A 23,922-nucleotide genomic window follows, 5' to 3' on the forward strand; every position below is an offset into this window, starting at 1 on the left:
CGGGAGACTTGAGGGCCCGGCGTACCCCGACCGACGGGGTACGCCGGGCCCTTCCGCGCGCCACGCCCTAATCTGCCTCCTATGTCATCTGCGAACGCGTCACCATCGTCATCCCCGTCATCGTCGTCGTCGTCCGGGGCGTCCTCGTCGTCCTCGTCGTCCGCGGCGTCCGTGCGTCTTGAGGTCGCCGACGGCGTCGGCACCATCCGGCTCGACCGTCCGCCCATGAACGCGCTGAACATCGCGATCCAGGACCGGCTGCGCGAACTCGCCGCCGAGGCCGGCCGCCGCGACGACGTCCGGGCCGTGATCCTCTACGGCGGCGAGAAGGTGTTCGCCGCCGGCGCGGACATCAAGGAGATGCGCGACATGGACCACGCGGCGATGGTCGTACGCTCCCGGGAACTCCAGGAGTCGTTCACCGCCGTGGCGCGCATCCCCAAGCCCGTCGTCGCCGCCGTCACCGGCTACGCGCTGGGCGGGGGCTGCGAGTTGGCGCTCTGCGCCGACTTCCGGATCGCCGCCGACGACGCGAAACTCGGCCAGCCCGAGATCCTGCTCGGGCTGATCCCGGGCGCGGGCGGCACCCAGCGGCTCGCCCGTCTGATCGGCCCCTCCAAGGCCAAGGACCTCATCTTCACCGGCCGTCAGGTGAAGGCGCCCGAGGCGCTCGCGCTGGGGCTCGTCGACCGTGTCGTACCGGCGGCCGAGGTCTACGAGCAGGCGCACGCCTGGGCCACGCGGCTCGCCCAGGGGCCCGCCCTCGCGCTGCGGGCGGCCAAGGAGACCGTGGACGCGGGGCTGGAGACGGATCTGGAGACGGGACTCGCGCTCGAACGCACCTGGTTCGCGGGCCTGTTCGCCACCGAGGACCGCGAGCGCGGCATGCGCAGCTTCGTGGAGGAGGGGCCGGGCAAGGCCAAGTTCCGCTGAACGCGCCCCGGTTGGACAGCGGACGCGCGTGCGTCAACCTCGTGCCCGGCTCAGCTCCGCCTTAAAGGAGCCTTAAGGCGGAGCTGTCGATCACGTCCGGTGATCACCCGTGCGTGACGTGTTATCGCAGATCAGAGTGGGTAAGGGAGGCGGCTCCCTGCCAGGGGCATATGCCGAACCCGCCTACCGGGGTGGACCGTTCGGGGGTGCGGATTCCCCCGGAACGCCCCCGAGAGCCCGCCTGGGCAGCCATGATGGACACATGGCGGGCCTTGAGGGTGTCGAACAACCGCGGCACGGCGGCGACGCGACCGTTACGCGACTGACTCCGGCCGTCGAGGACGAACAGGCGCGCGGAGTGCTCGAACTGTTCGGCAATCCGACGGAGGGGGAGGTCCGGCTGGCCTCCCGCCCCGAGTCCGCCCTCGCGGCGCGCAGACTCACCCACATCGTCGTACTGCGCCAGTGGGCACTGCCCCCGCAGATGGCCGAGCACGCGGTGCTGCTCGTCTCCGAACTCGTCGGCAACGCCGTACGGCACACCGGCGCGCGGGTCTTCGGACTGCGGATGCTGCGCCGCCGGGGCTGGATCCGCATCGAGGTCAGGGACCCCTCGCGCGGCCTGCCGTGTCTGCTGCCGGTGCGCGAGATGGACACCAGCGGGCGGGGGCTGTTCCTGGTGGACAAGCTCTCGGACCGGTGGGGCGTGGATCTGCTGCCGCGCGGCAAGACCACCTGGTTCGAGATGCGGGTCTCCGACCGCCATCCCTGATCCGGCCGCTGTCCCTGAGTCCGGCGCCGTACCCGATCCCACCGCGGCCCATGAACCGGCCCGGAGGCTCGGACCATCGGCGGGCTGCCGCCGAGACGGTTCAGGTGTGCCGATAATCTGACTCCTGTCAGTAGGGCACAAGAAGGGGTGGAAACAGTGGCGGACAACGAAGAGGCGCGCAAGGCGTTCGACCGTTTCGACGCGGACAGCGACGGGCTGATCACGGCGTCGGAGTACAAGAGCGCGATGGCGCAGCTCGGCGACTTCCATGTCACGGAGACCGTGGCCCAGGCCGTGATCAACGCCCACGACTCCAACAACGACGGCCTCCTCACCTTCGAGGAATTCCTGGCCTCCCGCGCCAAGGGCTAGGCCATAGTCAGATCGGAGCCGGGCGAGGCGGCGGCCCCGTCGCGCGCGGGCGCGCGCGAGGCGGGCGCCAGGGGCGTGGTCGTCGGCGTCGGTGGCGCGGTGCTGGCGCTGCTCGTCGTGCTGTACGGCGCGGGCCTCGCCTCGCGCGGCACCGGCGAGCTGCGCATCCCCGCCGCCGGCACCACCTCCCTGCTGCGCGCCGTGGTCTTCACCGCGCTCGCGCTGCACCTCGGTGAACTGGCCGGTGCCGCCCTCGCCCGCACCGGCCCGCTGCCCCGCTCCCTCGCGCTGCCCGCCGCGCTCGCCGGGGCCGCCGCGTCCGCCGGGCAGATCGTGGTCCTCGCGGTCGTCAGCGACCTCGACATCCCGGCGACGTACGGCACCCGCGAGGGCGGCCTGCTGCTCGTCATGGCCAACGGCTTCCTGCTCGCCGCCGGCTGCGCCGGTGCCGGCCGCCCGCGCTGGGCGCTCGTCCCGCTGGCCGGGGTGATCCTCGCGGAGGCGCTGCGCGCGCACCCGGAGCCGTACACACCGGAATGGGGCACCGCCCTCACGGTCGTCCATCTGACCGCCGCCTCGCTGTGGGCCGGCGGCCTCTGCCATGTCCTGCGCACCATGTGGCTGCGGCGCGGCGCCCCGGCGGACGCCCGTGCCGTACTGACCCGCTACGCGCGCGGCGCCGTCTGGCTGCTGGTCGTGCTCGCCGCCACCGGCACCCTGTCCACGCTGCGCCGGCTGCCCGCCGATGTCATCCTGACGTCGGCGTACGGCCGGGTGCTGATCGCCAAGCTGGTACTCGTCGCGGCGGCGACCGCACTCGCCCTGGCGGCGCGCCGCCGCCTTCTCCACAGCCGTGACGCGCGCCTGGCCGCCCGGGTCGAACTGGCCGTGCTGGCAGCCGTGGTGCTGATCTCCGCCGTGCTCACGGTGGTCCCCGACCCGCACTGGCTCAGCACCCGCTGACGAGCGGCGGAGACGGGGGCACGGGTTCCCAGCGGCTTTCGGGGTACACGGCTGGTCGGCTCCGATTCGCGCGCTTGTCCACAGGCGCGCGTTCGCACATCCTGCCGCACCGGACAAGGAGCGTGCCGACCGCCACCTCGGTGCGGCATTCTCTGTTGAAGGACAGACAGGCAGACAGACTTGTACGGCAAGCGGTAACGGCGAGGGATCCGGAACGTGACAGCGGACAACATGAACATGCTGGCCTTTGTTCGGGCACGCCTGGACGAGGAGGAGCAGGTCGCGCGGGCGGCCGGCGGCGAGCGCTGGCGGTGCCCGCCCGAGGCGCCCGGCGAGGTCCACGACCGCTCCGGCGGGATCTCGTTCAGCGTGCGGACGCAGGGCTACGACAGCCACATCGCCCTCCAGGACCCGGCCCGCACACTGCGCCGTATCGAGACGAGCAGAGTGCTCCTGGGCGAGTACGCGGAGGTCGCGCACCTGGACGTCGACCGGCCGCAGCACGACTTCCCCTCCGGCCGGGCCGTGGGGCTGGGCTTCGTCGTCCGGCAGATGGCGGCCGAGTACGCCGGGCACCCGGACTACCAGGCGAAGTGGCTGCCGCGCTTCTCGCAGTAGCCGGCGGGCCCCGGGCCGGCTGCCCGTTCGGGCTCCACGGGCGGCATCCACGGTGCGGAACGGGCAGGTCACTGCCCGTGTCCGAGAAGTGACCGCTCTATATGCCGATCGGATATACGATCACTCAACCATGTCTGGCACGGGGGTAATTGACGGGTCGTCATCCGCATGCCCACCCGTGAACCATCAGCCACGAACCACCGCGGAGACTCACCGCCGGACATCGACCTCAGCCAACTCGAAGGTTTCCCATGGTCCGATCCCCCACCGCCCCCGCAGTCCCGCCGCAGGCCCGCGGGGCGCGGCTCCTGTGGCCGGTCGCCCAACTGCTGGCCCTTCTCGCCTTCGCCGCGGGCGTGGTGCCTCTGGCCGATGTGCACATCGGAGTGGCGGCGGCGTACGGCGCGGTCGCGCTGCTGGTCCTCGCGGCCATGGAATCCCTGCGCAGAGCGCACCGTGACGCCGTGGCGGACGCGGCCGGGAGACGGGCCGAGACCGAGCGGGCACGGGCCGAGACCGAGCGGGTACGGGCGGAGTCGGGCAGCCGCGAGGCGCACTGGCACAGCTTCGTACGCGATCGCGACGAACTGGTGTGCTCGGAGATCGAGTTCATCGTCCAGAAGCGACTGCCCGCGGCGCTCTCCCGTACCGAGGTCCCGCAACCGCTGCAGAGCGCCGACGAGTTGGGCGCGGGCGTCGGCGAGTGGCTCGACCGGCTGCTGACCGCCGTCACCGAAGCCGCCGAGGACCGTGAGGAGTCGCAGCGGCTCTCGCTCGTCGAACTGGCCAGCCGCGTACAGACCTCCGCGCACCGGATCCAGGCGACCGTGACCGGTCTGGCCGACCGCTACCCGGGCGACCCGGATCTGCTGGAGAGCACCATGCTGGTGGACCACGCGGCCACCCAGCAGGCGCGGCACGCGCAGAGCCTCAAGGTGCTGTGCGGCGAGTGGCCCGGCCAGCAGTGGCAGCGACCGCTCGCGCTGGTGGACGTCGTGCGCGCCGCGTCGGGGCGCATCGTCGCCTTCAAGCGCGTCGAGGTCAGCGGCGACCCCGACGTGGGCGTCACCCCGTCCGTCGTGGAACCGCTGATCCATCTCATGGCCGAACTCCTCGCCAACGCGACGGAGTACTCGCCGCCGAAGACGGGCGTGCCCGTGACGGTGCGTACGGTGCAGCGCGGCGCGGTCATCGAGGTGGACGACGGCGGCCTCGGCCTGGACGAGTACCGGCTCACCGGGGCGCGCGAGATCGTCTCGGGCCGCAGGCTCCTCGGTGTCGGCGACGTGGGCGAGATTCCGCAGACCGGCCTCGCGGTCGTGGGCCGCTTCGCCGAACGGCACGGTTTCCAGGTCGACCTCGGGCCCTCGCCGTACGGCGGTGTCCGTGCCGTGGTCCTGGTGCCGGCCGACGTACTTCAGACACTGTCGCCCGCCGGTACGCCCGCGGGGCGGGTGCTGCCGGCGACGCAGCCGGTCCCGGAGGTCCCGGCGCCCGCGCCCGCGCCGTCGCGGGAGAAGACGCGCGAGACGACACCGGAAGCGGCGCGGGAGCCGGGCGGGGAGCCGGGCCAGGGGACGGCGCGGGGAACGGATCAGGGAACGGCTCAGGAGCCGGACCGCGGGACGCACCAGGACGCGGCGTCCGGCGAGGCGCAGACCGCCCCCGAGGCCGCCGTCGCGCCCTCCGTACCCGCCCCGGCCCCCACCGCCCCGCCGCGCACCGGCCGCCGGCTCCCGCAGCGCCGCTCGCGTCGCGGCGAGTACGAGCCGGGTGCCGAGGCGGTGGACCCGGCCCCCACCGCCGTCACCCCGCCCGGCTCACCGGAAGAGGCCGGCGACTGGATGGAGCAGTTCTTCGAGGGTGGCCGTACCCTGCCGCCCTTCGGCGACGGGGGCCCGCCCGGCCCGTCTTCCGCCGCCAACCCCCACCCCACAGAAGGACAGACCTGAGCATGAGTTATGTGGAGAACCCGGAGCAGCGCAGCTGGATGATCGCCGAGGTCGCCGTCGTCCCAGGTGTCGAACGGGTGATCGTCTTCAGTGCCGACGGACTTCTGCTGGCCAGTTCGGAAGGGATGGACCGGGACTCCGCCGAGCGCCTGTCGGCCAGTTGCTCGGGTCTTCAGTCCCTCGGCCGCAGTCTGGGGCGGGAGTTCGGCCAGGACGGCGGGGTCGTCCACCAGCAGATGGTGGAGTTCAACGGTGGTTTCCTCTTCATGCGCAGCGCCAACGGAGCCCATCTCGCCGTCGTGACGGGCCCCGTGGTCGACCCGAAGCTCGTCGCCCGGCAGATGCAGGCGCAGGTGATCAAGATCGGTGCGGGGAACCTCAGCAGTCCGCCGCGGCAGGACTCCGTATGACCGGTCCGGGAGAGGAGTACGACGAATTCGCCTACGCCGGCGCGCTCCGTCCGTACGTGATCACCAGAGGGCGCTCCCGGCCGTCCCGCAACACCATCAGCATCGAGACCCTCCTCGTGGTGAACAGCCCGCCACGCGCCCTGCCGGTCTCGGCGACCAGGGAAGAACGCGCCCTGGTGCGGATGTGCGAGCGGCTGCTGTCCGTCGTGGAGGCCGCCGCCCATCTCGAACTGCCGGTCAGCCTGGTGAAGGTGCTGGCGTCCGATCTCGTCGACAGCGGCCATCTCTCCGCCCGTTCGGGTGTCCCCAGGGCCGCCCTGCCCGACCCGCAACTCCTCCAGGAGGTACTGGATGGTCTCCGTCGGCTCCGCTGACCGCTACTTGCCCGACACGGTCCAGCAGGCCGTCAAGATTCTCGTCGTGGGCGCGTTCGGCGTCGGCAAGACCACGCTGGTCGGCTCGGTCAGCGAGATCGAACCGCTGCGCACCGAGGAGGTCATGACACAGGCGAGTGTCGGCGTGGACGTCCTGGCCGGGATGAGTACGAAGACCACGACCACCGTCGCCATGGACTTCGGCCGCATCACCCTCAACTCCCGCCTCGTGATGTACCTGTTCGGGACACCGGGACAGCGCCGCTTCTGGGATCTGTGGGAGGGACTGGCCGAGGGCGCGCTGGGCGTCCTCGTCATCGTGGACACCCGAAGACTGGAGGACAGCTTCGACGTCCTCGAACAACTGGAGCTGCGCGGGCTGCCGTTCGCGGTCGCCGTGAACCACTTCCCCGACAGCGAGCGGTACGGCGAGGACGAACTGCGCGGCGCGCTCGACCTGTTGCCCCAGACGCCGGTGATGATGTGCGACGCGCGCGACCATGCCTCGTCCGTCGACGCCCTGATCAGCCTCGTCGAGTACGTGTCGGCGAGCACGGCACGTACCCCGGAGACCACTTCATGAGTTCCGCCCCGCCGCCCCCCTCCGCCTCCGCGTCACCCGACGCGTCCGCGTTACCGTCCGACCCCGAGCCCGGCCCCGGCCCCGACCCCGCGCCCGCGTCCGCGCCCCCACCGGGGTGCCCGGCGCACCAGGCCCACGGCGGAGGCGGCACGGGGCTGCTCCCGCTGTCCGCCGCCGTCGGCGCGCCCGATCCCCGCGCCGTCTACCGCCGACTCCGCGCGGAGTGGGGCAACGTGGCCAAGGTCGAACTCGAACCGGGCGTCCCCGCCTGGCTCGTGATGGGCTACCGCGAGCTGCTGACCATCACCCGGCAGGAGCAGATCTACTCCCGCGACGGCCGCAAGTGGCGCCATATGTACGACGGCGTCGTCGCCCCCGACTCCGGTCTGCTGCCGATGATGGGCTGGCGCGCCAGTGTCATCGGCTCCGACGGCCCCGAGCACCGGCGGCTGCGCAAGCCGCTCGACGACGGCATCGCCAAGATCGACCAGCGCAAGGTGCGCCGCCATGTCGAGCAGATCTGCACCGACCTGATCGCGGAGTTCTCCGAGCGCGGCAGCGCGGACCTGGTGAACGAGTACGCCACCATCGTGCCGATGCTCTCCCTCGCCTCGCTCTTCGGTCTGGACGCCATCGAGGGGCGGGAGCTGCTGGACGCGCTCATCGCCCTGTTCGGCAGCGCCGACGACTCGCAGGCGGGCAACCGGCACTTCGAACAGATCCTGCTCGACACGGTGCGCGAGCGGCAGCGCAACCCGACCGACGACATGACGACGGTCTTCATCAACCACCCGAACCTCCTCAACGAGGCCGAGCGTCTTCAGTCGATCGTCGTGATGATCTCCGCCGGCAACGAGACCGTGACCGCGTGGATCGCGCACACGCTGCGACTGATGCTCACGGACCCCCGGTTCGCGGCCCGGCTGCACGGCGGCCGGCTCGGTGTCGACGACGCGCTCGACCAGGCGCTGTGGCGCGACCCGCCGATGAACAACATGCCGGCCCGGTACGCCCTGCACGACACCGAGTTGGGCGGCCGGTTCATCCAGCGCGGCGACTGCCTCATCCTCGGGCACGCCGCCGCCAACGACGACCCGGCGATCCGCGCGGACGAGGGCGACGAGGAACCGGGCAACCGCGCCCATCTCGCCTTCTCGGCCGGACCGCACGTCTGCCCGGCGCAGGTACCGGCGCGGCTCATCACCCGTACCGCCGTACACACCGCGCTGAACCTGCTGCCGGACATGAAGCTCGCCGTCCCCGCCGAGGAGGTGACCTGGCGCCCCTCACCCTGGACGCGGATCCCGGTCGCCCTCCCGGCGCAGTTCTCGGCGGCGCGGATCGTGGTCCGTACCGGCCGGGGAAGTTCCGCCCACACCAGCCCGAGTTCTGGAGACGCGACATGACCCTGCGAGCGGCAGCCTCCTTTGAGGCCGGGATACCGGTCGTCACCCTCGACCCGCACGGCAGCGACCATCACGGCGAAGCGGCCCGGCTGCGCGAGCTGGGTCCGGTGGTCCGTATCGAACTGCCCGGAGACGTCATGGCGTGGTCCGTGACCGACCACGCCCTGCTGGCCGACATGATCGCCGACCCGCGCTTCAGCAAGGACTGGCGCAACTGGAACGCCGTCAAACGCGGTGAGATATCCGACGGCTGGCCGCTCGTCGGCATGGTGAAGGTCACCAACATGGTGACGGCGGACGGCCAGGAACACCGCAGGCTGCGGAAGTTGGTCACCGAGACCTTCACACCCCGCCGGGTGCAGGAGCTGCGCCCCCGTATCGAACGGATCGTCACCGAGCTGCTTGACGCGCTGCCTTCGCACGCGGACGCGGACGGCAGCGTCGATCTCCGCCGCCACTTCGCCCACCCGGTGCCGATGCGGGTGATCTGCGAACTGTTCGGCGTCCCCGAGCACGAGCGGCCCCGGCTCAAGGAGTTGATGGACAACATCTTCCGCTCCGACCTGGGACCCGAGGAGGTGATGGCCAGTCAGATCGAGCAGTACCAGCTGCTCGCCCGGGTGGTCGACAACTGCCGTCAGCACCCCGGCGACGACCTGACGAGCGCGCTCGTCGCCGCCCGTGAGGCGGACCCCGACTCGCTGAGCGAGGAGGAGCTGGTCGGCACGCTCCTGCTGATGCTCGCCGCCGGGCAGGAGACCACGCTCGGCCTGATCACGAACGCCGTACGCGCTCTGCTCACCCACCCCGACCAGCGCGCCGTCGCCGAACAGGGCGACGAGACGGTCTGGGCGAACGTCGTCGAGGAGACGCTGCGCTGGGACGCGCCGATCGGCAACTTCCCCTTCCGGTATCCCCTGGAGGACGTCGAGATCGCGGGCGTACGCATCCCCAAGGGCGAGGCGATCATGGCCCCGTACAGCGCCGTCGGCCGCGACAAGGCCCAACACGGCGACGCGGCCGACGAGTTCGACATCACCAGGGAGCAGCGCAAGCACCTGGCCTTCAGCCACGGCCCGCACTTCTGCCTCGGCGCCCCGCTGGCCAGGCTGGAGGCGGCGCTGGCCATACCGGCGGTGTTCGCGAGGTATCCGGAGCTGACCCTGGCCGTCGATCCGGCCGAACTGATCCCGGTGCCCTCGCTGTTCTCCAACAGCTCCGCCACGCTTCCGGTCCGTCTCGAAGCCTGACGGTGCCATGCTCGTCGCATGACGTGGACAGAGTCCGGGCCGGGTCCGAAGCGGGCAACCGCCCCTGACGCGGAGCGACTTCGCGACGATCTCGATCGACTGGGCATCGCCGCGCCGGTACCGAGGCGGATACATGTCGCCCTACGCACCCGACAGCGGTACCGGCGCGCCGCCCGGCGGTGGCGGGCCGCGTTCGTCCTCACGGCCCTGCTGCTGGTCGGCCCGGTGCTGTCGGGCTGGGGCGACATCCTGACCGGCCTGGTCGGGGCCGAGAGGCCGGGCCCCGTCGTCGCCGCGATCGGCTCGTGGGCGGACGTCCTGCCGTACGGGCTGGCCACACCGATGGTGATCGTCCTCGCCGTCCTCGCGTCGGCCACCGTGATCGCCCTGCTGTTCGGCACCGTCGTCGCCTTCCCGCTGCTGGTCGTGCCGCTGCTCGGCCTGCCCTGGGCCGGCGGCGGCCCGGCGGTGGTCGTACGCCGATTCGCGCCCGTGTACGTGCTGGTGCGCGCCGTACGGGCGTGCGCCACCGCGTACGGGGCCGGCGGACAGCGGCATGTCACGGAGCGTGCGCGCGTCGGGGTCCACCTCCGCGAAGTGACGAAAGCCCTCCAGAACGCGCACGCGACACGCGGCACCATCCCGTGGCGCTCGCGCCGCCGCCGCGACCTGAAGCGCCACGCCGGCCAGGTCGTCGCCGTACTGCGGGAGGCCGAGGCACGCCTCGACAGCGAACCGCACGCGGCCCTGACCGATCTCGCGCAACTGCTGCTGAAGATCGCCGACCGGTACGCGGAAGGCCGCGTCGGCGCCCTCCTGGACCCGGACCGGCTCGACGGTGTGACGCCGGTGCGCGACCGGGAAGTGGTCCGGCTGATCACGGCGACGGTGCTGACGGCGCTCGGCGTCGTCGCCATCACCTTCCTCCAACTGCCGCCCATGGGGGAGCCGTTCGCGCTCGGCGCGGCGGGAATCGGTGTCCTGGCGCTGGTCTACGGCAGAGGCACCCGGCCCGCGCTCGACATCGCGGACGCGATCCGGCTCAAGGCGGCGAGGCCCCGGCCGGGCAGCCGCTGACGCCGGATTCAGCCCGGGGCGGAACGGGTAGGCCCGCCCCCGCCGCCGGGGCAGGAGTGGGAGCGAACGAGACGGACCCCACCCCCAGCCCGACGTGAAGAGGCGGCCCCATGGCGACGGCGGCGTACGACGAGATCGCGGACTGGTACGAGCACGAATTCCTCGGCGCGACCGACACCGGGCACGCGGACCCGCTCGGTCTCGGCGACCTGATCACCGAACTGCTCGGCGAGGGCACCGGCACCTGTCTGGAGATCGGCTGCGGCACCGGCGTCCACGCGACCCGCGTCCGGGCACTCGGCCGGACCCCCGTCGGCGTGGACCTCTCCGCCGGAATGCTGCGCCACGCGCGTGGCCGGCTGCCGGTGGCGCGGGCCGACGCCGAACGGCTGCCGTTCCGCGACGGATCGGTCCCCGCCGTCCTCACGGTGATGGCGCACACCGACATGCCCGGCTACCCGGCGGTGCTCCGCGAGGTGGCCCGGGTGCTGAGCCCCGGCGGGGTGTACGTACACATCGGCGTCCACCCCTGCTTCTGCGGAGGCTTCGCCGACCGCGGCGACCCGGACATGGTCGTTGTCCGGCCCGGCTATCTCGACGGTCACTGGACGACGGACTCCTGGACGGACCAGGGCCTGCGCGACAAGGTCGGCGCGACGCACCGGCCGCTGCCCGAACTGCTCAACGCGTTCCTGGACGCCGGCCTGACACCGGAACGCTTCGCCGAGTCCGGCTCGCCGACGCCGCTGGTGCTGGCGACGAGGGCCCGGGCCCGCCGTCCGGACCGGGCCGGCGAAAGGCAGTAATAAGGATCATCGTGCGTACGAGGTCGACCTGAGCGCCGGCGTGCCCCACGAACGTGTGAAACAGCCTCAGATGCCGCCCTCTGTGTCGGTCGGCGCAACCGGCATGGAATACATTGCGGGCGTAATCATCTTTGTTTGTCTGGGTTTGCCCTGCCGGCATATGCGAGTTCGCGTCGGTGGTCGGTGACTGAACTGGAGTTGGTGTGGCAGCACAGCCCGGATTTGAGGTCGACGCCCCCCACGAGAGTGACGACGACTCGTACCAGAACGAGCTGCCGGTACGGCGCAAGCAGCCCGGCAATGTCGTCATCAAGTGGCTGACCACCACCGACCACAAGACGATCGGCACGCTCTACCTCATCACGTCGTTCGCGTTCTTCGTGCTCGGCGGAGTGATGGCGCTGGTGATGCGCGCCGAGCTGGCCCGTCCCGGCACGCAGATCGTCTCGCACGAACAGTTCAATCAGGCGTTCACGATGCACGGCACGATCATGCTGCTGATGTTCGCGACGCCGCTGTTCGCCGGATTCACCAACTGGATCATGCCGCTCCAGATCGGCGCGCCCGATGTGGCGTTCCCGCGGCTGAACATGTTCGCGTACTGGCTCTATCTGTTCGGCTCGATCATCGCGGTGTCCAGCTTCATCACTCCGCAGGGTGCGGCGGACTTCGGCTGGACCGCCTATTCGCCGCTGACCGACCCGGTCCGTTCACCGGTCCTCGGCGCCGACCTGTGGATCATGGGCCTGGCGTTCTCCGGCTTCGGGACCATTTTGGGTTCGGTCAACTTCATCACCACCATCGTCTGTATGCGCGCGCCCGGCATGACGATGTTCCGGATGCCGATCTTCTGCTGGAACGTGCTGCTGACCGCTGTGCTGGTCCTGCTCGCCTTCCCCGTCCTGGCCGGTGCGTTGCTCGCGCTGGAGGCCGACCGGAAATTCGGCGCGCACATCTTCGACGCCGCCAACGGCGGGGCGTTGCTGTGGCAGCACCTGTTCTGGTTCTTCGGGCATCCGGAGGTGTACATCATCGCCCTGCCGTTCTTCGGCATCGTCACCGAGATCTTCCCGGTGTTCAGCCGTAAACCGGTCTTCGGCTATATCGGCCTGGTCGGCGCGACGATCGCCATCGCCGGTCTCTCGGTGACGGTGTGGGCGCATCACATGTTCGTCACCGGGGCCGTGCTGCTGCCGTTCTTCTCGTTCATGACGTTCCTGATCGCGGTGCCGACCGGAGTGAAGTTCTTCAACTGGATCGGCACGATGTGGAAAGGCTCGCTGTCCTTCGAGACACCGATGCTCTGGTCGATCGGCTTTCTCGTCACATTCCTTTTCGGTGGTCTGACGGGCGTCATTCTCGCGTCACCCCCGATGGACTTCCATGTCTCGGACTCGTACTTCGTCGTCGCGCACTTCCACTACGTCGTCTTCGGCACGGTGGTGTTCGCGATGTTCGCCGGCTTCCATTTCTGGTGGCCGAAGATGACGGGCAAGATGCTCGACGAACGGCTCGGGAAGATCACCTTCTGGACGCTGTTCATCGGTTTCCACGGCACGTTCCTGGTGCAGCACTGGCTGGGCGCGGAAGGAATGCCACGGCGGTACGCGGACTATCTCGCCGCCGACGGATTCACCACGCTGAACACCATCTCCACCATCAGCTCGTTCCTGCTCGGCATGTCGATGCTGCCGTTCTTCTACAACGTCTGGAAGACCGCCAAGTACGGCAAGCAGATCACGGAGGACGACCCGTGGGGCTACGGTCGCTCGCTCGAATGGGCGACCTCCTGCCCGCCGCCCCGGCACAACTTCCTCACGCTGCCCCGTATCCGCTCCGAGTCCCCCGCGTTCGACCTGCACCACCCGGAGGTCATGGCGCTCGACGACGCGCAGAACGAGGGCCGGCGGGACGTCGTGGAGCCCGGGAAGGGCGTCGCCGCTCCGCTGGGGGACGACGAGGGCCGGTCGTGATCCGCAAGCCCTCCCCGTCGTCGGGGGAGGCCTCGGCGGGCATCCAGCAGTTGGAGGGCTATCTGCTGGCCCAGAGCCGGGTGCGGGAAGCCCGTACGCACGCCGTGGTCTTCGCCGACCGCATGCCGTGGCTGACGACCGCTCAGCACGAGGAGGTCGTCAGCCTCTACACCCAGGACCACATCGCCATGTCCCGCCGCGCACTGGAAGCGGTGGTGGCGCGCGCCGCCGAACTGCGGGCGGAGTACACCGCGCGCTACGAGCTGCTGAGGCGGCGCCTGGTGTGCGCGAGCCTCACCGCGCTGGTCGTCGCCGGCGGTGTGGTCCTGTGGCACGTCCCCCGCTGACGGCGACGACGGGGGGCGTGCTCAGTGCAGGGAGTGGACGACGGCGTGGCCCTTGCCGCGGCCGATCATCCACTTGTTGACCGGGGTGGTGATCAGGAACGCGACGGCGAATCCGCCGAGGAGCGCGTACCAGAACAGCCCGTCCGACAGGTGAGCGTCCATCGCTCCCGGGGTGAGCGCGATGATGCCGTTGTCGACGATCTCCATGACGGCGATGGACACGGTGTCGGCGGCGAGCGCGATCTTGACGGCCGACTTCCAGTCGAGACCGGCCCTGCGGACCGCGAACAGCGTGAACGAGTAGCCGAAGACGAACGCCAGGGAGATCGCCAGGACCATGGTCGGCACGTTGCCCCACAGCAGGGCGGTGCCGATGACCATGCCGAGGATCTCGCCGATGGCACACCCGGTCAGGCAGTGCAGCGTCGCCTTGGCCGCCATGCCCCAGGACGCGCCGCCGGTACCGGTGCCGCCGGCGGTGTGTCCCGCGTGTCCCGCGTGGTCGGTGTGTTCGCTGTGATCCATGGGTCTCGCCCCTTTCCTCTTCGACAGAAGGAAGGGTATACCCCCTAGGGGTATATGGAAAGGGGGTGCCGCCCCGCTCCCGGTGCCGGGAACGCCGACATCATCCCGACCGCGCCGGCGGGGCCGGTTCGTCGGAGGCGTGGGCCGTCGTCCCCGCGCTCGCCCCGGGGCCGTACGACTCGTCGGGATGCCCGACCGTGTGCATGGCGAACACACCGAGCGCGAGCACGACGATCAGCAGGAGCCGCCCCACGGCGCCCCCAGCCGTCCGTACCCGCGCGCGTTCATCGCGCCGGGCGCCACGTCACAGTCGTACGCCCCACATGAACGGCATGCCGCTGCGGGCGATCGACTCGTAGCGCACACTGGCCCCCGGCTTGGGGGAGTGGAGTATCTGCCCGTTGCCGGCGTAGAAGCCGACATGGCTCAAGTCCGTGCGCATGATGATGAGATCGCCCGGCCGCAGGTCGCCGAGGGAGTTGATCCGCGTACCGACGTTGGCCTGCTGCTGCGACGTACGGGGTATCGAGACGCCCGCCTGCTGGAAGGCCCACGACGTGAGCCCGGAGCAGTCGAAGGAGTTGGGGCCGGACGCGCCCCAGACGTACGGCATGCCCACCCGGCTCTTGGCCGCGGCCATCGCGGCGGCGCCTCGTGACGAGGCGCTGGTCTCGTTCCCCAGGTCGGCCCGCTCGCTGTTGCGGTCCGCGCGCTCCTCCTCGGCGGCCATCTTCGCCCGCTCCTCGGCCGACAGCGTGTTGAGGAGCCGCTGGGCCTCGGCGAGTTTGCCCTGGATCAGCCGCTTCTTCGCGGCCAGTTCCTCGCGGACCTCCGCCAGGTCCGCGAGCTTGTCGGTGGCCTGGCGGCGCTGCTGGTCCAGGGCGCGCTGCTTGGTCCGCGCCTGCTGCAACAGGCTCACCTGACGGCTGCTCACCCGCTCCAGGTTCGACGCCTTGTCCAGATAGTCGTCCGGTTCGGCGGACAGGAGCAGTTGGAGGGAAGGATCCAGGCCGCCGCCCCGGTACTGCGCGCCGGCCACGGAACCCAGGCTGTTCCGGAGCGAGTTCAGCTCCTCCTGGCCGCGCGCGACAGCGTCCTGAAGATTGTCGGCCTGCTTCCGCAGCGTCTTCTGCTTCTCGTTCGCCCCGTTGTACGTCTCGGTCGCCTGCGTAGCTTGTTCATAGAGCCGGTCGACCTGCGCCCTGACGCCCTTCTTCGTGGGGTCGGGCAGCGGATCGGCCTGGGCCGACTGCGAGGAGATCGCCAGTGCTGCCGCCGTCGCGGCGAACACGGTTGGATACGCACGTTTCGGCTGCTGGGGACGACGGTGGGACGCCACGGGATGAACTCCTTCTGCTTCCTCCGCCCGCCGCCTGGGTTGGGCGGCCGACCGCCGCGAAGGACGAAGCAAGAGCGTAACTGCTAAGCAGATTAGCGACAACGTGGGAGGGTAGGGCGGCATAGGATGGGCCGTCACTGACGACGGAAGGAGCGGGGCGTGCGTCAGCTGGGTGAGCTGGAGGCGGAGATCATGAACCGCCTGTGGTCCTGGGGACGGCCCGCGACCGCGCGCGACGTGCTCACGGACATCAACACACGGCGGCCCGTCGCCTACAGCACCGTCAAGACCGTGGCCGACATCCTGTACCGCAAGGGCATGCTCCGACGTGAGAAGGAGGGGCGGGCCTGGCTGTACGAGCCCACCTGCACGCGGCAGCAGTACACCGCCGCCCTCATGCAGGAGGCCCTCGGCGGCAACCCCGATCCGGCGGGCGCCCTGCTCAGCTTCGTGGAGCGGATCTCACCGGGCGAGGCCGACGCGCTGCGCGAGGCCCTGCGGGTGGCGAAGCGCCGCAGAGGGGCCCCGTGACCAGGGCGGCCGTGCTCGCCGGCTACGCCCTGCTGATGGGCACGCTGGCCCCGTACCTCCTGGCGCGGGCGAGTTGGCTCCACCGCGCCCCGACGGCCGCGATCACCGCCTGGCTCGGGCTGGCCGCGACCTTCCTGGTCTCCGGCGCGCTCGCCGTCTCCCATCTGCTGCTGGCCGAGCCGCATGTGCACGACGGTCTTGTCGGACTGCTCACCGCGTGCGGCCTGATGACCGGCGGACCGGCGCGGGCCGCGGCACCGACGCCCGCCGACCTCGCGGCCGTCCTGCTCCCGGCGGCCCTCGTGCTGCTGCCGGCCCTGGTCCTCGTACGGATCTCGTGGCGCACGCACCGGGCCCGGCGCCGCCAGCGCGACATGCTCGCCCTGGTCGGCAGCCCCGCGCCCGAGTACGGCGCCACGGTCGTGGAGCACGAGGTGCCGGCCGTCTACTGTCTGCCGGGCCGGGCCCCGCGCGTCGTGGTCACCAGTGCCGCGCTGCGGGTCCTGACGGACGAGCAACTGCGCGCCGTACTGGCGCACGAGCGGGCCCATATCGCCGGGCGTCACCACCTCGTACGCGCCGCGGTGGAAGCTTTCGCGCGCGCCCTCCCCGGGCTGCCGCTCGCCCGGCTGGCCCGTGAACAGACCGCGCTGCTGCTGGAGATGGCGGCCGACGACCGGGCCCTGCGCGGCCATCCTCGGGAAGCGCTCGCCGCGGCGATGTACGAGGTCGCGGCCGGCCAGACGCCCCACGCCGCGATGGGGGCGGGCGGCTCCGGTTCCCTCGTCCGGATCCGCCGGGTCCTCGACCCGTACCCGAAGCCCGGCCGCGCGACGGGACTCGCCGTCGTCCTGACCTCGGCCGCCGCGCCCGTACTGCCGCTGCTGATCGCCTGCGGACCGGGCGTCTGAAGGGCCGGCGCCCGGTGGGCACGCGGCGTGGGGCGTCGGCGGACGGCCGCACCCACGGACCTAACACTCGATGATGTTCACCGCGAGCCCGCCCCGCGCCGTCTCCTTGTACTTGACCGACATGTCGGCGCCGGTCTCCTTCATCGTCTTGATGACCTTGTCCAGGGACACCTTGTGGCTGCCGTCGCCGCGCAGCGCCATCTTCGCCGCCGTCACCGCCTTGACCGCCGCCATGCCGTTGCGCTCGATGCACGGGATCTGTACGAGGCCGCCGACCGGGTCGCAGGTCAGGCCGAGGTTGTGCTCCATGCCGATCTCGGCGGCGTTCTCGACCTGTTCGGGGCTGCCGCCCAGGACCTCCGCGAGGGCGCCCGCCGCCATCGAGCAGGCCGAGCCGACCTCGCCCTGGCAGCCGACCTCGGCGCCCGAGATCGACGCGTTCTCCTTGAAGAGCATGCCGATCGCGCCGGCGGCGAGCAGGAAGCGGACGACGTCGTCGTCCTTCTCGGCGGCCGTGTGACCGGCCGCGGCGAAGTTCAGGTAGTAGTGCAGAACGGCCGGGATGATGCCCGCCGCGCCGTTGGTGGGGGCGGTGACGACACGGCCGCCCGCCGCGTTCTCCTCGTTGACCGCCATCGCGTAGAGGGTGATCCACTCCATCGCGTGTGCCGCCGGGTCGCCCTCGGCGCGCAGCTGCCGGGCCGAGTTCGCCGCGCGGCGGCGGACCTTGAGGCCGCCGGGCAGATGCCCCTCGCGCGTCATACCGCGTGACACGCACGCCCGCATGGCGTCCCAGATCTCCAGCAGACCGTCGCGGATCTCGGTCTCCGTACGCCACGCCTTCTCGTTCTCCAGCATCAGCGCGGAGATGGAGAGGCCGGTCTCGCGGGCCAGCCGGAGCAGTTCGTCACCACTGCGGAAACGGTACGTCAGCACCGTGTCGTCCAGCTTGATGCGGTCCTCGCCCACGGCGTCCTCGTCCACGACGAAGCCGCCGCCGACCGAGTAGTACGTCTTCTCAAGGAGGGTGCCGCCGTCGGAGTCGTACGCCGAGACCGTCATGCCGTTCGCGTGGTACGGCAGCGCCTTGCGCCGGTGCAGGACCAGGTCCGCGTCGAAGTCGAAGTCGATCTCGTGCATCCCGAGGAGGCTGATGCGGCCCTCCGTACGGATGGTGTCCACCCGTGCGTCGGCGGACTCGATGTCGACGGTACGGGGGGACTCGCCCGCCAGGCCCAGCAGGACGGCCTTGGGGGTGCCGTGGCCGTGGCCGGTGGCGCCGAGCGAGCCGAAGAGTTCGGCCCGTACGGAGGCGGTGTGGGCCAGCAGGCCCTCGTTCTTCAGCCGCCGGGCGAAGAGGCCGGCCGCGCGCATGGGGCCGACCGTGTGGGAGCTGGACGGGCCGATGCCGATCGAGAAGAGGTCGAAGACCGAGATGGCCACGGGGGACTCCTTGCTGGTGGTGGTGCCGCGATCGGCAATGTCTGCCCCGAAGGGAGCGTCGTCCGGGGCGTGCGATCGCAAGGCGGCCGGAAGCCCTTGTAGCGGAGCTACCAGGGCTTTGGGCCAACGCGGCGAGCGTGCGTGCTGGGCGGCGCGACGGGGCGAAGCTTGCCGGGAGGGGCACCCGACGCCGTTGTCTGCCGGGGTGGTGCAGAAAGCGCATATACAGGGTGCAACGGTACGGGGCGCCGCGCGCACCGGTCGGGTGCGCGCGGCGCCGCCGCGGGCCGTGGTCGCGGGTGCGACTACAGGCCGGGGTACAGCGGGTGCTTCGTCGCCAGCGCCGTCACGCGCGCCGCCAGGGCGTCGCGGTCGAACTCCGGCTTCAGCGCCGCCGCGATCACGTCCGCGACCTCGGTGAAGTCCTCGGTCGTGAAGCCGCGGGTGGCGAGCGCCGGGGTGCCGATCCGCAGGCCGGAGGTGACCATCGGCGGGCGCGGGTCGTTCGGGACGGCGTTGCGGTTGACCGTGATGCCGATCTCGTGCAGCCGGTCCTCGGCCTGCTGGCCGTCCAGCTCCGAGTTCCGCAGGTCGACCAGGACCAGGTGCACGTCCGTACCGCCGGACAGCACCGAGACGCCGACCTGGGTGACGTCGTCCTGGACCAGGCGCTCGGCGAGGATCCGGGCGCCGTCCAGCGTGAGCTGCTGGCGCTCCTTGAACTCGTCGGTCGCCGCGACCTTGAAGGACACCGCCTTCGCCGCGATGACGTGCTCCAGCGGACCGCCCTGCTGCCCGGGGAAGACCGCCGAGTTGATCTTCTTGGCCAGCTCCTGCGTGGACAGGATCACACCGCCGCGCGGGCCGCCCAGGGTCTTGTGCGTGGTCGTGGTGACGACGTGCGCGTGGGGCACCGGGTTGGGGTGCAGACCCGCGGCGACCAGACCGGCGAAGTGCGCCATGTCGACCATCAGATACGCGTCGACCTCGTCCGCGATCCGCCGGAACGCGGCGAAGTCGAGCTGGCGCGGGTACGCGGACCAGCCGGCCACGATCAGCTTCGGGCGGGACTCCTTGGCCAGGCGCTCGACCTCGGCCATGTCGACCTGACCGGTCTCCTGGTCGACGTGGTAGGCGACCACGTTGTAGAGCTTGCCGGAGAAGTTGATCTTCATGCCGTGGGTCAGATGACCGCCGTGGGCCAGATTCAGACCCATGATCGTGTCGCCCGGCTTCAGCAGCGCGAACATCGCAGCGGCGTTCGCCTGCGCGCCGGAGTGCGGCTGCACGTTCGCGTGCTCGGCGCCGAAGAGCGCCTTCACCCGGTCGATCGCGATGTTCTCGATGACGTCGACGTGCTCACAGCCGCCGTAGTAGCGGCGGCCCGGGTAGCCCTCGGCGTACTTGTTGGTCAGGACGGAGCCCTGCGCCTCCATCACGGCGACCGGGGCGAAGTTCTCCGACGCGATCATTTCGAGCGTCGACTGCTGGCGGTGGAGCTCGGCGTCGACGGCGGCGGCGACGTCGGGGTCGAGCTCGTGGAGGGAGGAGTTGAGGAGCGACTTCGAAGACATCACAGTCCCTGGGGTCTCAGTTGCCGGAGAATTCGGTGTACTCGTCGGCGGAGAGCAGGTCCTTCGGCTCCTCCGCGACGCGCACCTTGAACAGCCAGCCGCCCTCGAAGGGTGCGGAGTTCACCAGCGAGGGGTCGTCCACGACGTCCTGATTCGCCTCGGTGACCTCACCCGTCACGGGGGAGTACAGGTCGCTGACCGACTTGGTCGACTCCAGCTCGCCGCAGGTCTCACCCGCGGTCACCGTGTCACCGACCGCGGGGAGCTGGGCGTACACGACGTCGCCGAGGGCGTTCGCCGCGTACTCCGTGATGCCGACCGTCGACACGCCGTCATCGGCGCTCGACAGCCACTCGTGCTCCTTGCTGTAGCGCAGCTGCTGGGGGTTGCTCATGTCGTGAATTCTCCTGTACGCGGGGGAGTGGTGAGGAACATGTGTCTTGCGGAGTGAGACGCGGGGCGCGGTACGCCCCGGCCGGCGGGAGCTACTTCCGGCGCTTGTAGAAGGGCAGCGCGACGACCTCGTACGGCTCGATCGAGCCCCGGATGTCGACCCCGACGCCCGCCGTGCCCGGCGCCGTGTGCGACGCGTCCACGTAGGCCATGGCGATCGGCCGGCCCAGTGTCGGCGACGGGGCGCCCGAGGTGACCTGGCCCACCACCGCGCCGTCCGCCACCACCGGGTATCCGGCGCGCGGCACCCGGCGGCCCTCGGCGACGAGCCCGACCAGCCTGCGCGGCGGCGCGGTCTCCGCCCGCTCGGCGGCGGCCTCCAGCGCCGTACGGCCCACGAAGTAGCCCTCCTTCTCGAACTTGACGACCCGGCCCAGGCCCGCGTCGAAGGGCGTGAGTCCGGTGGTCAGCTCCTGCCCGTACAGCGGCATCCCCGCCTCCATACGGAGGGTGTCGCGGCACGACAGCCCGGCGGGTACGAGCCCGGCGGACGCGCCGGCGGCCATCAGTGCCTGCCAGAGCCCTTCCGCGTGCCGGGGCTCCACGAACAGCTCGAAGCCGTCCTCACCCGTGTAGCCGGTACGGGCGATCAGGGCCGGCACCCCGGCGACGGTGCCGGGGAGCCCGGCGTAGTACTTGAGCCCGGCCAGATCGGCGTCGGTCAGCCCGGCGAGGATGCCGGGCGACTTCGGGCCCTGGACGGCGAGCAGCGCGTACGCGTCGCGGTCGTCGCGCACCTCGACGTCGAAGTCCGCGGCGCGGCCGGTCAGCTCGTCGAGCACCACCTGCGCGTTGGAGGCGTTCGCGACGACCATGAACTCGGGGTCGCCGTGCGTGTCGAGCCGGTAAACGATCAGGTCGTCCAGGATCCCGCCGTCCTCCTGGCAGATCATGGTGTAGCGGGCGCGGCCCACGGCGAGGGTGCCGATGTTGCCGACCAGCGCGTAGTCCAGCGCCTCGGCCGCCTGTGTGCCGGTGACGGTGATCTCGCCCATGTGGGAGAGGTCGAAGAGCCCGGCGTTCGTCCGGACGGCGAGGTGCTCCTCACGCTCGCTGGCGTAGCGCAGCGGCATGTCCCAGCCGGCGAAGTCGGTCATCGTGGCGCCCAGCGAGCGGTGCACGGCGTCGAGCGCGGTGAGGCGCGGCGCGTCGGGACCGGCCGCTTCGGGGGCGGGGGTGTGAGACGTATTGCTCATAGGTGTGGCTCCCAGGGCATGACAGAGAGGACGATCCTCCCCATCTGTCATCGGAACCTGAGAGGTTCATCACGACGTGTACGTACACGTACGCATACGGAGGTCGTGACTTGCACCTTGGGTGGAAGCGCCTGACGGCGATTCGCTTTTCAGATCTGCCTCGTCCGCGCGGTACTGGGCCTGAGAGATTCAAGGGAGGGACTTGCTCCTTCGGCGCCCGGCACCAACGGTGACCGGGACTCTCCCGCGCGGATTCGAACGGCCGTTATGGAGTTGGCGCGCACATCATCGCACGCGTCGGCCTCGGCCGACAGGGCGGTGATCAGCAAAAGGCTTGGTGCCGTATTACCAGTTCTTTACACTTGGTGGGCAAGGGTCATCGGCCACGGCGATGGACCCGACAGGGGGAGAGCGATGACGTTGCAGCGGTCCCGTGCAGGAGCGTACGCGACGACCGAGGGGGTGCCCGCCCAGCCGGCAGCGGTCCCCCGCAAGGCCCTGGCGGCGGTCCGGCCGGTCGTGCGCGACCTGCGGGAACGGGGGCCGCGGGGCCCCCGGCGCCTGGCGTTCGGCGACGGCGACGTGGTCGTGGTCTCGGGTCTGCCGGGCAGCGGGAAGTCCACGCTGATCGGCCGGGCGGCGCGCGGACGGGGCGTCGACTCGCAGGACACCCGCGACCGCTGGGCGCGCAGACTGCCCACCCGGTTGCCGTACGCCGTCTACCGCCCTCTGGTACGTCTCGCGCACTACGCGGGGCTACGGCGGGCGCTGCGCTCCGGCGAGAGCGTCGTCGTGCACGACTGCGGCACGCAGGCGTGGGTCCGCCGCTGGCTGGCGCGCGAGGCCCGTCGCCGGGGCGGACGGCTCCATCTGATCCTGCTCGACGTGACCCCGAAGACGGCCCGCGCCGGCCAGCGCGAACGGGGCCGCGGGGTGTCCGGCTACGCCTTCGCCCGCCACCGCCGCGCGGTCTCCCGCCTCGTCGCGTCGGCGGAATCCGGCCACCTGCCGCCGGGCTGCTCGTCGGCGGTCCTCCTGGACCGCGACGCGGCGGGGGCGCTGGAGCGCATCGACTTCCCGGCGTCCTGAGCGCCACGCCCCACGCTCACGCGGGCGCACCCCACCGGGTGCCGGCGGCGGCCCGGGAGCCGGGCCGGGCCCGCGCGCGACCGGTCGCCGCGGCAGTGCTTTCCGGGCGTTAGGGTTTCCGCGGCGGGCAGTGGCGAGAAGCGGGAGAGCGCAGTGAACACAGCATGGCCGGGCAACGAGTTGGAAGAGGTGCTCGCCGCCTCGCTCGGCAACGACGCCGCGGGTGGACGGCTCGTCGAGGTGCTCGGACGCAGCCAGCTCTGGATACCGCTGCCCAACGGCGGCGGGCCCGACAGCCCCGGTCTCGATCTGCCCACCATGGAGATCGACGGCGTGCCGTACGTCCCCGTCTTCAGCTCCGAGCAGCAGTACCTCCAGTGCGTGGGGGCGCACATGGCCTTCACCGTCGCCCCGGCCCGTGAGTTCGCCCGCGGCCTGCCCCCGCGGCTCGGCATCGCCGTGAACCCCGGCGGTACGGTCGGCGCCCCGCTGCCGCCGCCCGCCGTCGCGGAGCTGTGCCGGGTCGGCCGTACGCCGCTGGACGGCCCCGCGAGCGGCGGACGGGTGCGGCTCTTCGAGCCGGACTGGCAGGAGGACCCCGTCGACTTCCTGACCGCCGCCGCCGAGGAGTTCGAGGCGTCCGGCGTCATCCTCTCCGCCCGCCGCGGCCTCGCCAGCATCGAGGGCGAGCCCCCGGTGCTCTTCGTCGGCGTGCAGCTCTCCTCCTGGGAGGCCGCCGAACGCAACGCGCCCATGGACGCGCTCGGCCGGGCGCTCGGCCGCGTACACGTCGGCTGGCCGGTCAATCTCGTCCTGCTCGACGCCACCCAGGACCCGGTCGGCACCTGGATGCTGGAGCGGGTGCGGCCCTTCTACCAGCGCGTCGCCGCCCCGCCCGGGTAACACGCCGTCGCGACCGGCCCCGGAACCGGCCATGACCCGCCGGTCTAAGCTGGTTTGATGGCCTGGCCGGCTCGGGCCCGAAGCGGGGGAGGCCGGTCCAAACAGTGGATCGACGAGGGGCG

Annotated in this window: 26 protein-coding genes and 1 riboswitch; of the genes, 19 read left to right on the forward strand and 7 right to left on the reverse strand. The window is 71.2% G+C overall.

Going from position 1 to position 23,922, the window contains the following annotated elements:
* The first annotated feature begins 171 nt into the window (after positions 1-171).
* From ACFYNU_RS05975 to ACFYNU_RS06045, 15 genes are all read left to right on the forward strand, one after another.
* Positions 172-933 (forward strand): enoyl-CoA hydratase-related protein, encoded by a 762-nt coding sequence (locus ACFYNU_RS05975; RefSeq protein WP_356588065.1) that lies wholly within the window; start codon positions 172-174, stop codon positions 931-933.
* A 262-nt stretch (positions 934-1,195) separates the two neighbouring features.
* The gene (locus ACFYNU_RS05980) at positions 1,196-1,705 is read left to right on the forward strand and encodes an ATP-binding protein (protein ID WP_356588063.1); all 510 of its coding nucleotides are present in this window, start codon (positions 1,196-1,198) and stop codon (positions 1,703-1,705) included.
* 156 nt (positions 1,706-1,861) lie between these two features.
* Positions 1,862-2,077: an EF-hand domain-containing protein gene (locus ACFYNU_RS05985; RefSeq protein WP_356588061.1), complete on the forward strand. Its 216-nt coding sequence runs from the start codon at positions 1,862-1,864 to the stop codon at positions 2,075-2,077.
* Between the two features lie 3 nt (positions 2,078-2,080).
* A complete protein-coding gene (locus ACFYNU_RS05990; protein ID WP_388765347.1) occupies positions 2,081-3,040 on the forward strand; it encodes a CopD family protein in 960 nt (319 codons plus the stop codon).
* A 231-nt stretch (positions 3,041-3,271) separates the two neighbouring features.
* Complete coding sequence (locus tag ACFYNU_RS05995; RefSeq protein WP_356588252.1) at positions 3,272-3,658, forward strand: DUF6221 family protein; 387 nt, start codon at positions 3,272-3,274, stop codon at positions 3,656-3,658.
* A 251-nt stretch (positions 3,659-3,909) separates the two neighbouring features.
* On the forward strand, positions 3,910-5,610 hold the full coding sequence (locus ACFYNU_RS06000; protein ID WP_356588057.1) for an ATP-binding protein: 1,701 nt from the start codon (positions 3,910-3,912) through the stop codon (positions 5,608-5,610).
* 2 nt (positions 5,611-5,612) lie between these two features.
* The gene (locus ACFYNU_RS06005) at positions 5,613-6,020 is read left to right on the forward strand and encodes a roadblock/LC7 domain-containing protein (protein WP_031229434.1); all 408 of its coding nucleotides are present in this window, start codon (positions 5,613-5,615) and stop codon (positions 6,018-6,020) included.
* Positions 6,017-6,394 (forward strand): DUF742 domain-containing protein, encoded by a 378-nt coding sequence (locus ACFYNU_RS06010; protein ID WP_356588055.1) that lies wholly within the window; start codon positions 6,017-6,019, stop codon positions 6,392-6,394. The genes ACFYNU_RS06005 and ACFYNU_RS06010 overlap by 4 nt, the downstream gene beginning before the upstream one ends.
* Complete coding sequence (locus tag ACFYNU_RS06015) at positions 6,372-6,977, forward strand: ATP/GTP-binding protein (protein WP_356588053.1); 606 nt, start codon at positions 6,372-6,374, stop codon at positions 6,975-6,977. The genes ACFYNU_RS06010 and ACFYNU_RS06015 overlap by 23 nt, the downstream gene beginning before the upstream one ends.
* Entirely contained in the window at positions 6,974-8,383 is a 1,410-nt protein-coding gene (locus tag ACFYNU_RS06020) for a cytochrome P450 (RefSeq protein WP_356588051.1), read from the forward strand. Before ACFYNU_RS06015 ends, ACFYNU_RS06020 begins: the two co-directional genes overlap by 4 nt.
* The gene (locus ACFYNU_RS06025) at positions 8,380-9,633 is read left to right on the forward strand and encodes a cytochrome P450 (protein ID WP_356588049.1); all 1,254 of its coding nucleotides are present in this window, start codon (positions 8,380-8,382) and stop codon (positions 9,631-9,633) included. The genes ACFYNU_RS06020 and ACFYNU_RS06025 overlap by 4 nt, the downstream gene beginning before the upstream one ends.
* An 18-nt stretch (positions 9,634-9,651) precedes the next feature.
* A complete protein-coding gene (locus ACFYNU_RS06030; protein ID WP_356588048.1) occupies positions 9,652-10,710 on the forward strand; it encodes a hypothetical protein in 1,059 nt (352 codons plus the stop codon).
* Positions 10,711-10,820: 110 nt separating this feature from the next.
* Complete coding sequence (locus ACFYNU_RS06035) at positions 10,821-11,516, forward strand: class I SAM-dependent methyltransferase (protein ID WP_356588047.1); 696 nt, start codon at positions 10,821-10,823, stop codon at positions 11,514-11,516.
* A 203-nt stretch (positions 11,517-11,719) separates the two neighbouring features.
* Positions 11,720-13,489 (forward strand): cytochrome c oxidase subunit I, encoded by a 1,770-nt coding sequence (gene ctaD / locus ACFYNU_RS06040; RefSeq protein ID WP_356588046.1) that lies wholly within the window; start codon positions 11,720-11,722, stop codon positions 13,487-13,489.
* Positions 13,486-13,836 (forward strand): hypothetical protein, encoded by a 351-nt coding sequence (locus tag ACFYNU_RS06045; protein WP_356588044.1) that lies wholly within the window; start codon positions 13,486-13,488, stop codon positions 13,834-13,836. The genes ctaD and ACFYNU_RS06045 overlap by 4 nt, the downstream gene beginning before the upstream one ends.
* Positions 13,837-13,857: 21 nt before the next feature.
* On the opposite strand, the gene ACFYNU_RS06050 is transcribed toward ACFYNU_RS06045, so the two are convergent.
* The 3 genes from ACFYNU_RS06050 to ACFYNU_RS06060 form a co-directional block, all read right to left on the reverse strand.
* Entirely contained in the window at positions 13,858-14,361 is a 504-nt protein-coding gene (locus tag ACFYNU_RS06050) for a DUF4396 domain-containing protein (protein WP_356588043.1), read from the reverse strand.
* A 100-nt stretch (positions 14,362-14,461) separates the two neighbouring features.
* Entirely contained in the window at positions 14,462-14,614 is a 153-nt protein-coding gene (locus ACFYNU_RS06055; protein WP_356588041.1) for a hypothetical protein, read from the reverse strand.
* 51 nt (positions 14,615-14,665) lie between these two features.
* A complete protein-coding gene (locus ACFYNU_RS06060) occupies positions 14,666-15,700 on the reverse strand; it encodes an NlpC/P60 family protein (protein WP_356588039.1) in 1,035 nt (344 codons plus the stop codon).
* A gap of 159 nt (positions 15,701-15,859) precedes the next feature.
* On the opposite strand from ACFYNU_RS06060, the gene ACFYNU_RS06065 reads away from it, so the two are divergent.
* Both ACFYNU_RS06065 and ACFYNU_RS06070 read left to right on the forward strand, forming a co-directional pair.
* Positions 15,860-16,231 carry a BlaI/MecI/CopY family transcriptional regulator gene (locus ACFYNU_RS06065; protein ID WP_356588037.1) on the forward strand — a complete coding sequence of 124 codons (372 nt, stop codon included), beginning with the start codon at positions 15,860-15,862 and terminating at the stop codon, positions 16,229-16,231.
* Positions 16,228-17,142, forward strand: a complete 915-nt coding sequence (locus tag ACFYNU_RS06070; RefSeq protein ID WP_388765262.1) for a M56 family metallopeptidase — start codon at positions 16,228-16,230, stop codon at positions 17,140-17,142. Before ACFYNU_RS06065 ends, ACFYNU_RS06070 begins: the two co-directional genes overlap by 4 nt.
* Before the next feature lie 60 nt (positions 17,143-17,202).
* Here ACFYNU_RS06070 and ACFYNU_RS06075 read toward each other — a convergent pair whose 3' ends face one another.
* The 4 genes from ACFYNU_RS06075 to gcvT form a co-directional block, all read right to left on the reverse strand.
* Positions 17,203-18,585 carry an L-serine ammonia-lyase gene (locus ACFYNU_RS06075; protein ID WP_356588035.1) on the reverse strand — a complete coding sequence of 461 codons (1,383 nt, stop codon included), beginning with the start codon at positions 18,583-18,585 and terminating at the stop codon, positions 17,203-17,205.
* A 305-nt stretch (positions 18,586-18,890) separates the two neighbouring features.
* A complete protein-coding gene (gene glyA / locus ACFYNU_RS06080) occupies positions 18,891-20,159 on the reverse strand; it encodes a serine hydroxymethyltransferase (protein WP_356588034.1) in 1,269 nt (422 codons plus the stop codon).
* Positions 20,160-20,175: 16 nt separating this feature from the next.
* Positions 20,176-20,553, reverse strand: coding sequence for a glycine cleavage system protein GcvH (gene gcvH, locus ACFYNU_RS06085; RefSeq protein ID WP_356588032.1), 378 nt, complete (start codon positions 20,551-20,553; stop codon positions 20,176-20,178).
* Positions 20,554-20,644: 91 nt separating this feature from the next.
* Positions 20,645-21,808, reverse strand: coding sequence for a glycine cleavage system aminomethyltransferase GcvT (gene gcvT / locus ACFYNU_RS06090; protein WP_356588030.1), 1,164 nt, complete (start codon positions 21,806-21,808; stop codon positions 20,645-20,647).
* A 159-nt stretch (positions 21,809-21,967) separates the two neighbouring features.
* Positions 21,968-22,065, reverse strand: a riboswitch (glycine riboswitch).
* A gap of 157 nt (positions 22,066-22,222) precedes the next feature.
* On the opposite strand from gcvT, the gene ACFYNU_RS06095 reads away from it, so the two are divergent.
* A complete protein-coding gene (locus ACFYNU_RS06095; protein WP_356588028.1) occupies positions 22,223-22,897 on the forward strand; it encodes an AAA family ATPase in 675 nt (224 codons plus the stop codon).
* Positions 22,898-23,050: 153 nt separating this feature from the next.
* Entirely contained in the window at positions 23,051-23,800 is a 750-nt protein-coding gene (locus ACFYNU_RS06100) for an enhanced serine sensitivity protein SseB (RefSeq protein WP_356588026.1), read from the forward strand.
* The last annotated feature ends 122 nt before the right edge of the window (positions 23,801-23,922 follow it).

It is taken from the genome of Streptomyces sp. NPDC006643 (assembly GCF_042870175.1).
GTDB lineage: Bacteria > Actinomycetota > Actinomycetes > Streptomycetales > Streptomycetaceae > Streptomyces.

What these genes read in the sequence shown, in the direction of transcription:
- ACFYNU_RS05980 (WP_356588063.1), top strand. Translation starts at nt 1,196, where the DNA reads ATGGCGGGCCTTGAGGGTGTCGAACAACCGCGGCACGGCGGCGACGCG.
- ACFYNU_RS05995 (WP_356588252.1), top strand. Translation starts at nt 3,272, where the DNA reads ATGAACATGCTGGCCTTTGTTCGGGCACGCCTGGACGAGGAGGAGCAG.
- ACFYNU_RS06000 (WP_356588057.1), top strand. Translation starts at nt 3,910, where the DNA reads ATGGTCCGATCCCCCACCGCCCCCGCAGTCCCGCCGCAGGCCCGCGGG.
- ACFYNU_RS06005 (WP_031229434.1), top strand. Translation starts at nt 5,613, where the DNA reads ATGAGTTATGTGGAGAACCCGGAGCAGCGCAGCTGGATGATCGCCGAG.
- ACFYNU_RS06010 (WP_356588055.1), top strand. Translation starts at nt 6,017, where the DNA reads ATGACCGGTCCGGGAGAGGAGTACGACGAATTCGCCTACGCCGGCGCG.
- ACFYNU_RS06015 (WP_356588053.1), top strand. Translation starts at nt 6,372, where the DNA reads ATGGTCTCCGTCGGCTCCGCTGACCGCTACTTGCCCGACACGGTCCAG.
- ACFYNU_RS06020 (WP_356588051.1), top strand. Translation starts at nt 6,974, where the DNA reads ATGAGTTCCGCCCCGCCGCCCCCCTCCGCCTCCGCGTCACCCGACGCG.
- ACFYNU_RS06025 (WP_356588049.1), top strand. Translation starts at nt 8,380, where the DNA reads ATGACCCTGCGAGCGGCAGCCTCCTTTGAGGCCGGGATACCGGTCGTC.
- ACFYNU_RS06030 (WP_356588048.1), top strand. Translation starts at nt 9,652, where the DNA reads ATGACGTGGACAGAGTCCGGGCCGGGTCCGAAGCGGGCAACCGCCCCT.
- ACFYNU_RS06035 (WP_356588047.1), top strand. Translation starts at nt 10,821, where the DNA reads ATGGCGACGGCGGCGTACGACGAGATCGCGGACTGGTACGAGCACGAA.
- ACFYNU_RS06050 (WP_356588043.1), bottom strand. Translation starts at nt 14,361, where the DNA reads ATGGATCACAGCGAACACACCGACCACGCGGGACACGCGGGACACACC.
- glyA (WP_356588034.1), bottom strand. Translation starts at nt 20,159, where the DNA reads ATGTCTTCGAAGTCGCTCCTCAACTCCTCCCTCCACGAGCTCGACCCC.
- gcvH (WP_356588032.1), bottom strand. Translation starts at nt 20,553, where the DNA reads ATGAGCAACCCCCAGCAGCTGCGCTACAGCAAGGAGCACGAGTGGCTG.
- gcvT (WP_356588030.1), bottom strand. Translation starts at nt 21,808, where the DNA reads ATGAGCAATACGTCTCACACCCCCGCCCCCGAAGCGGCCGGTCCCGAC.
- ACFYNU_RS06095 (WP_356588028.1), top strand. Translation starts at nt 22,223, where the DNA reads ATGACGTTGCAGCGGTCCCGTGCAGGAGCGTACGCGACGACCGAGGGG.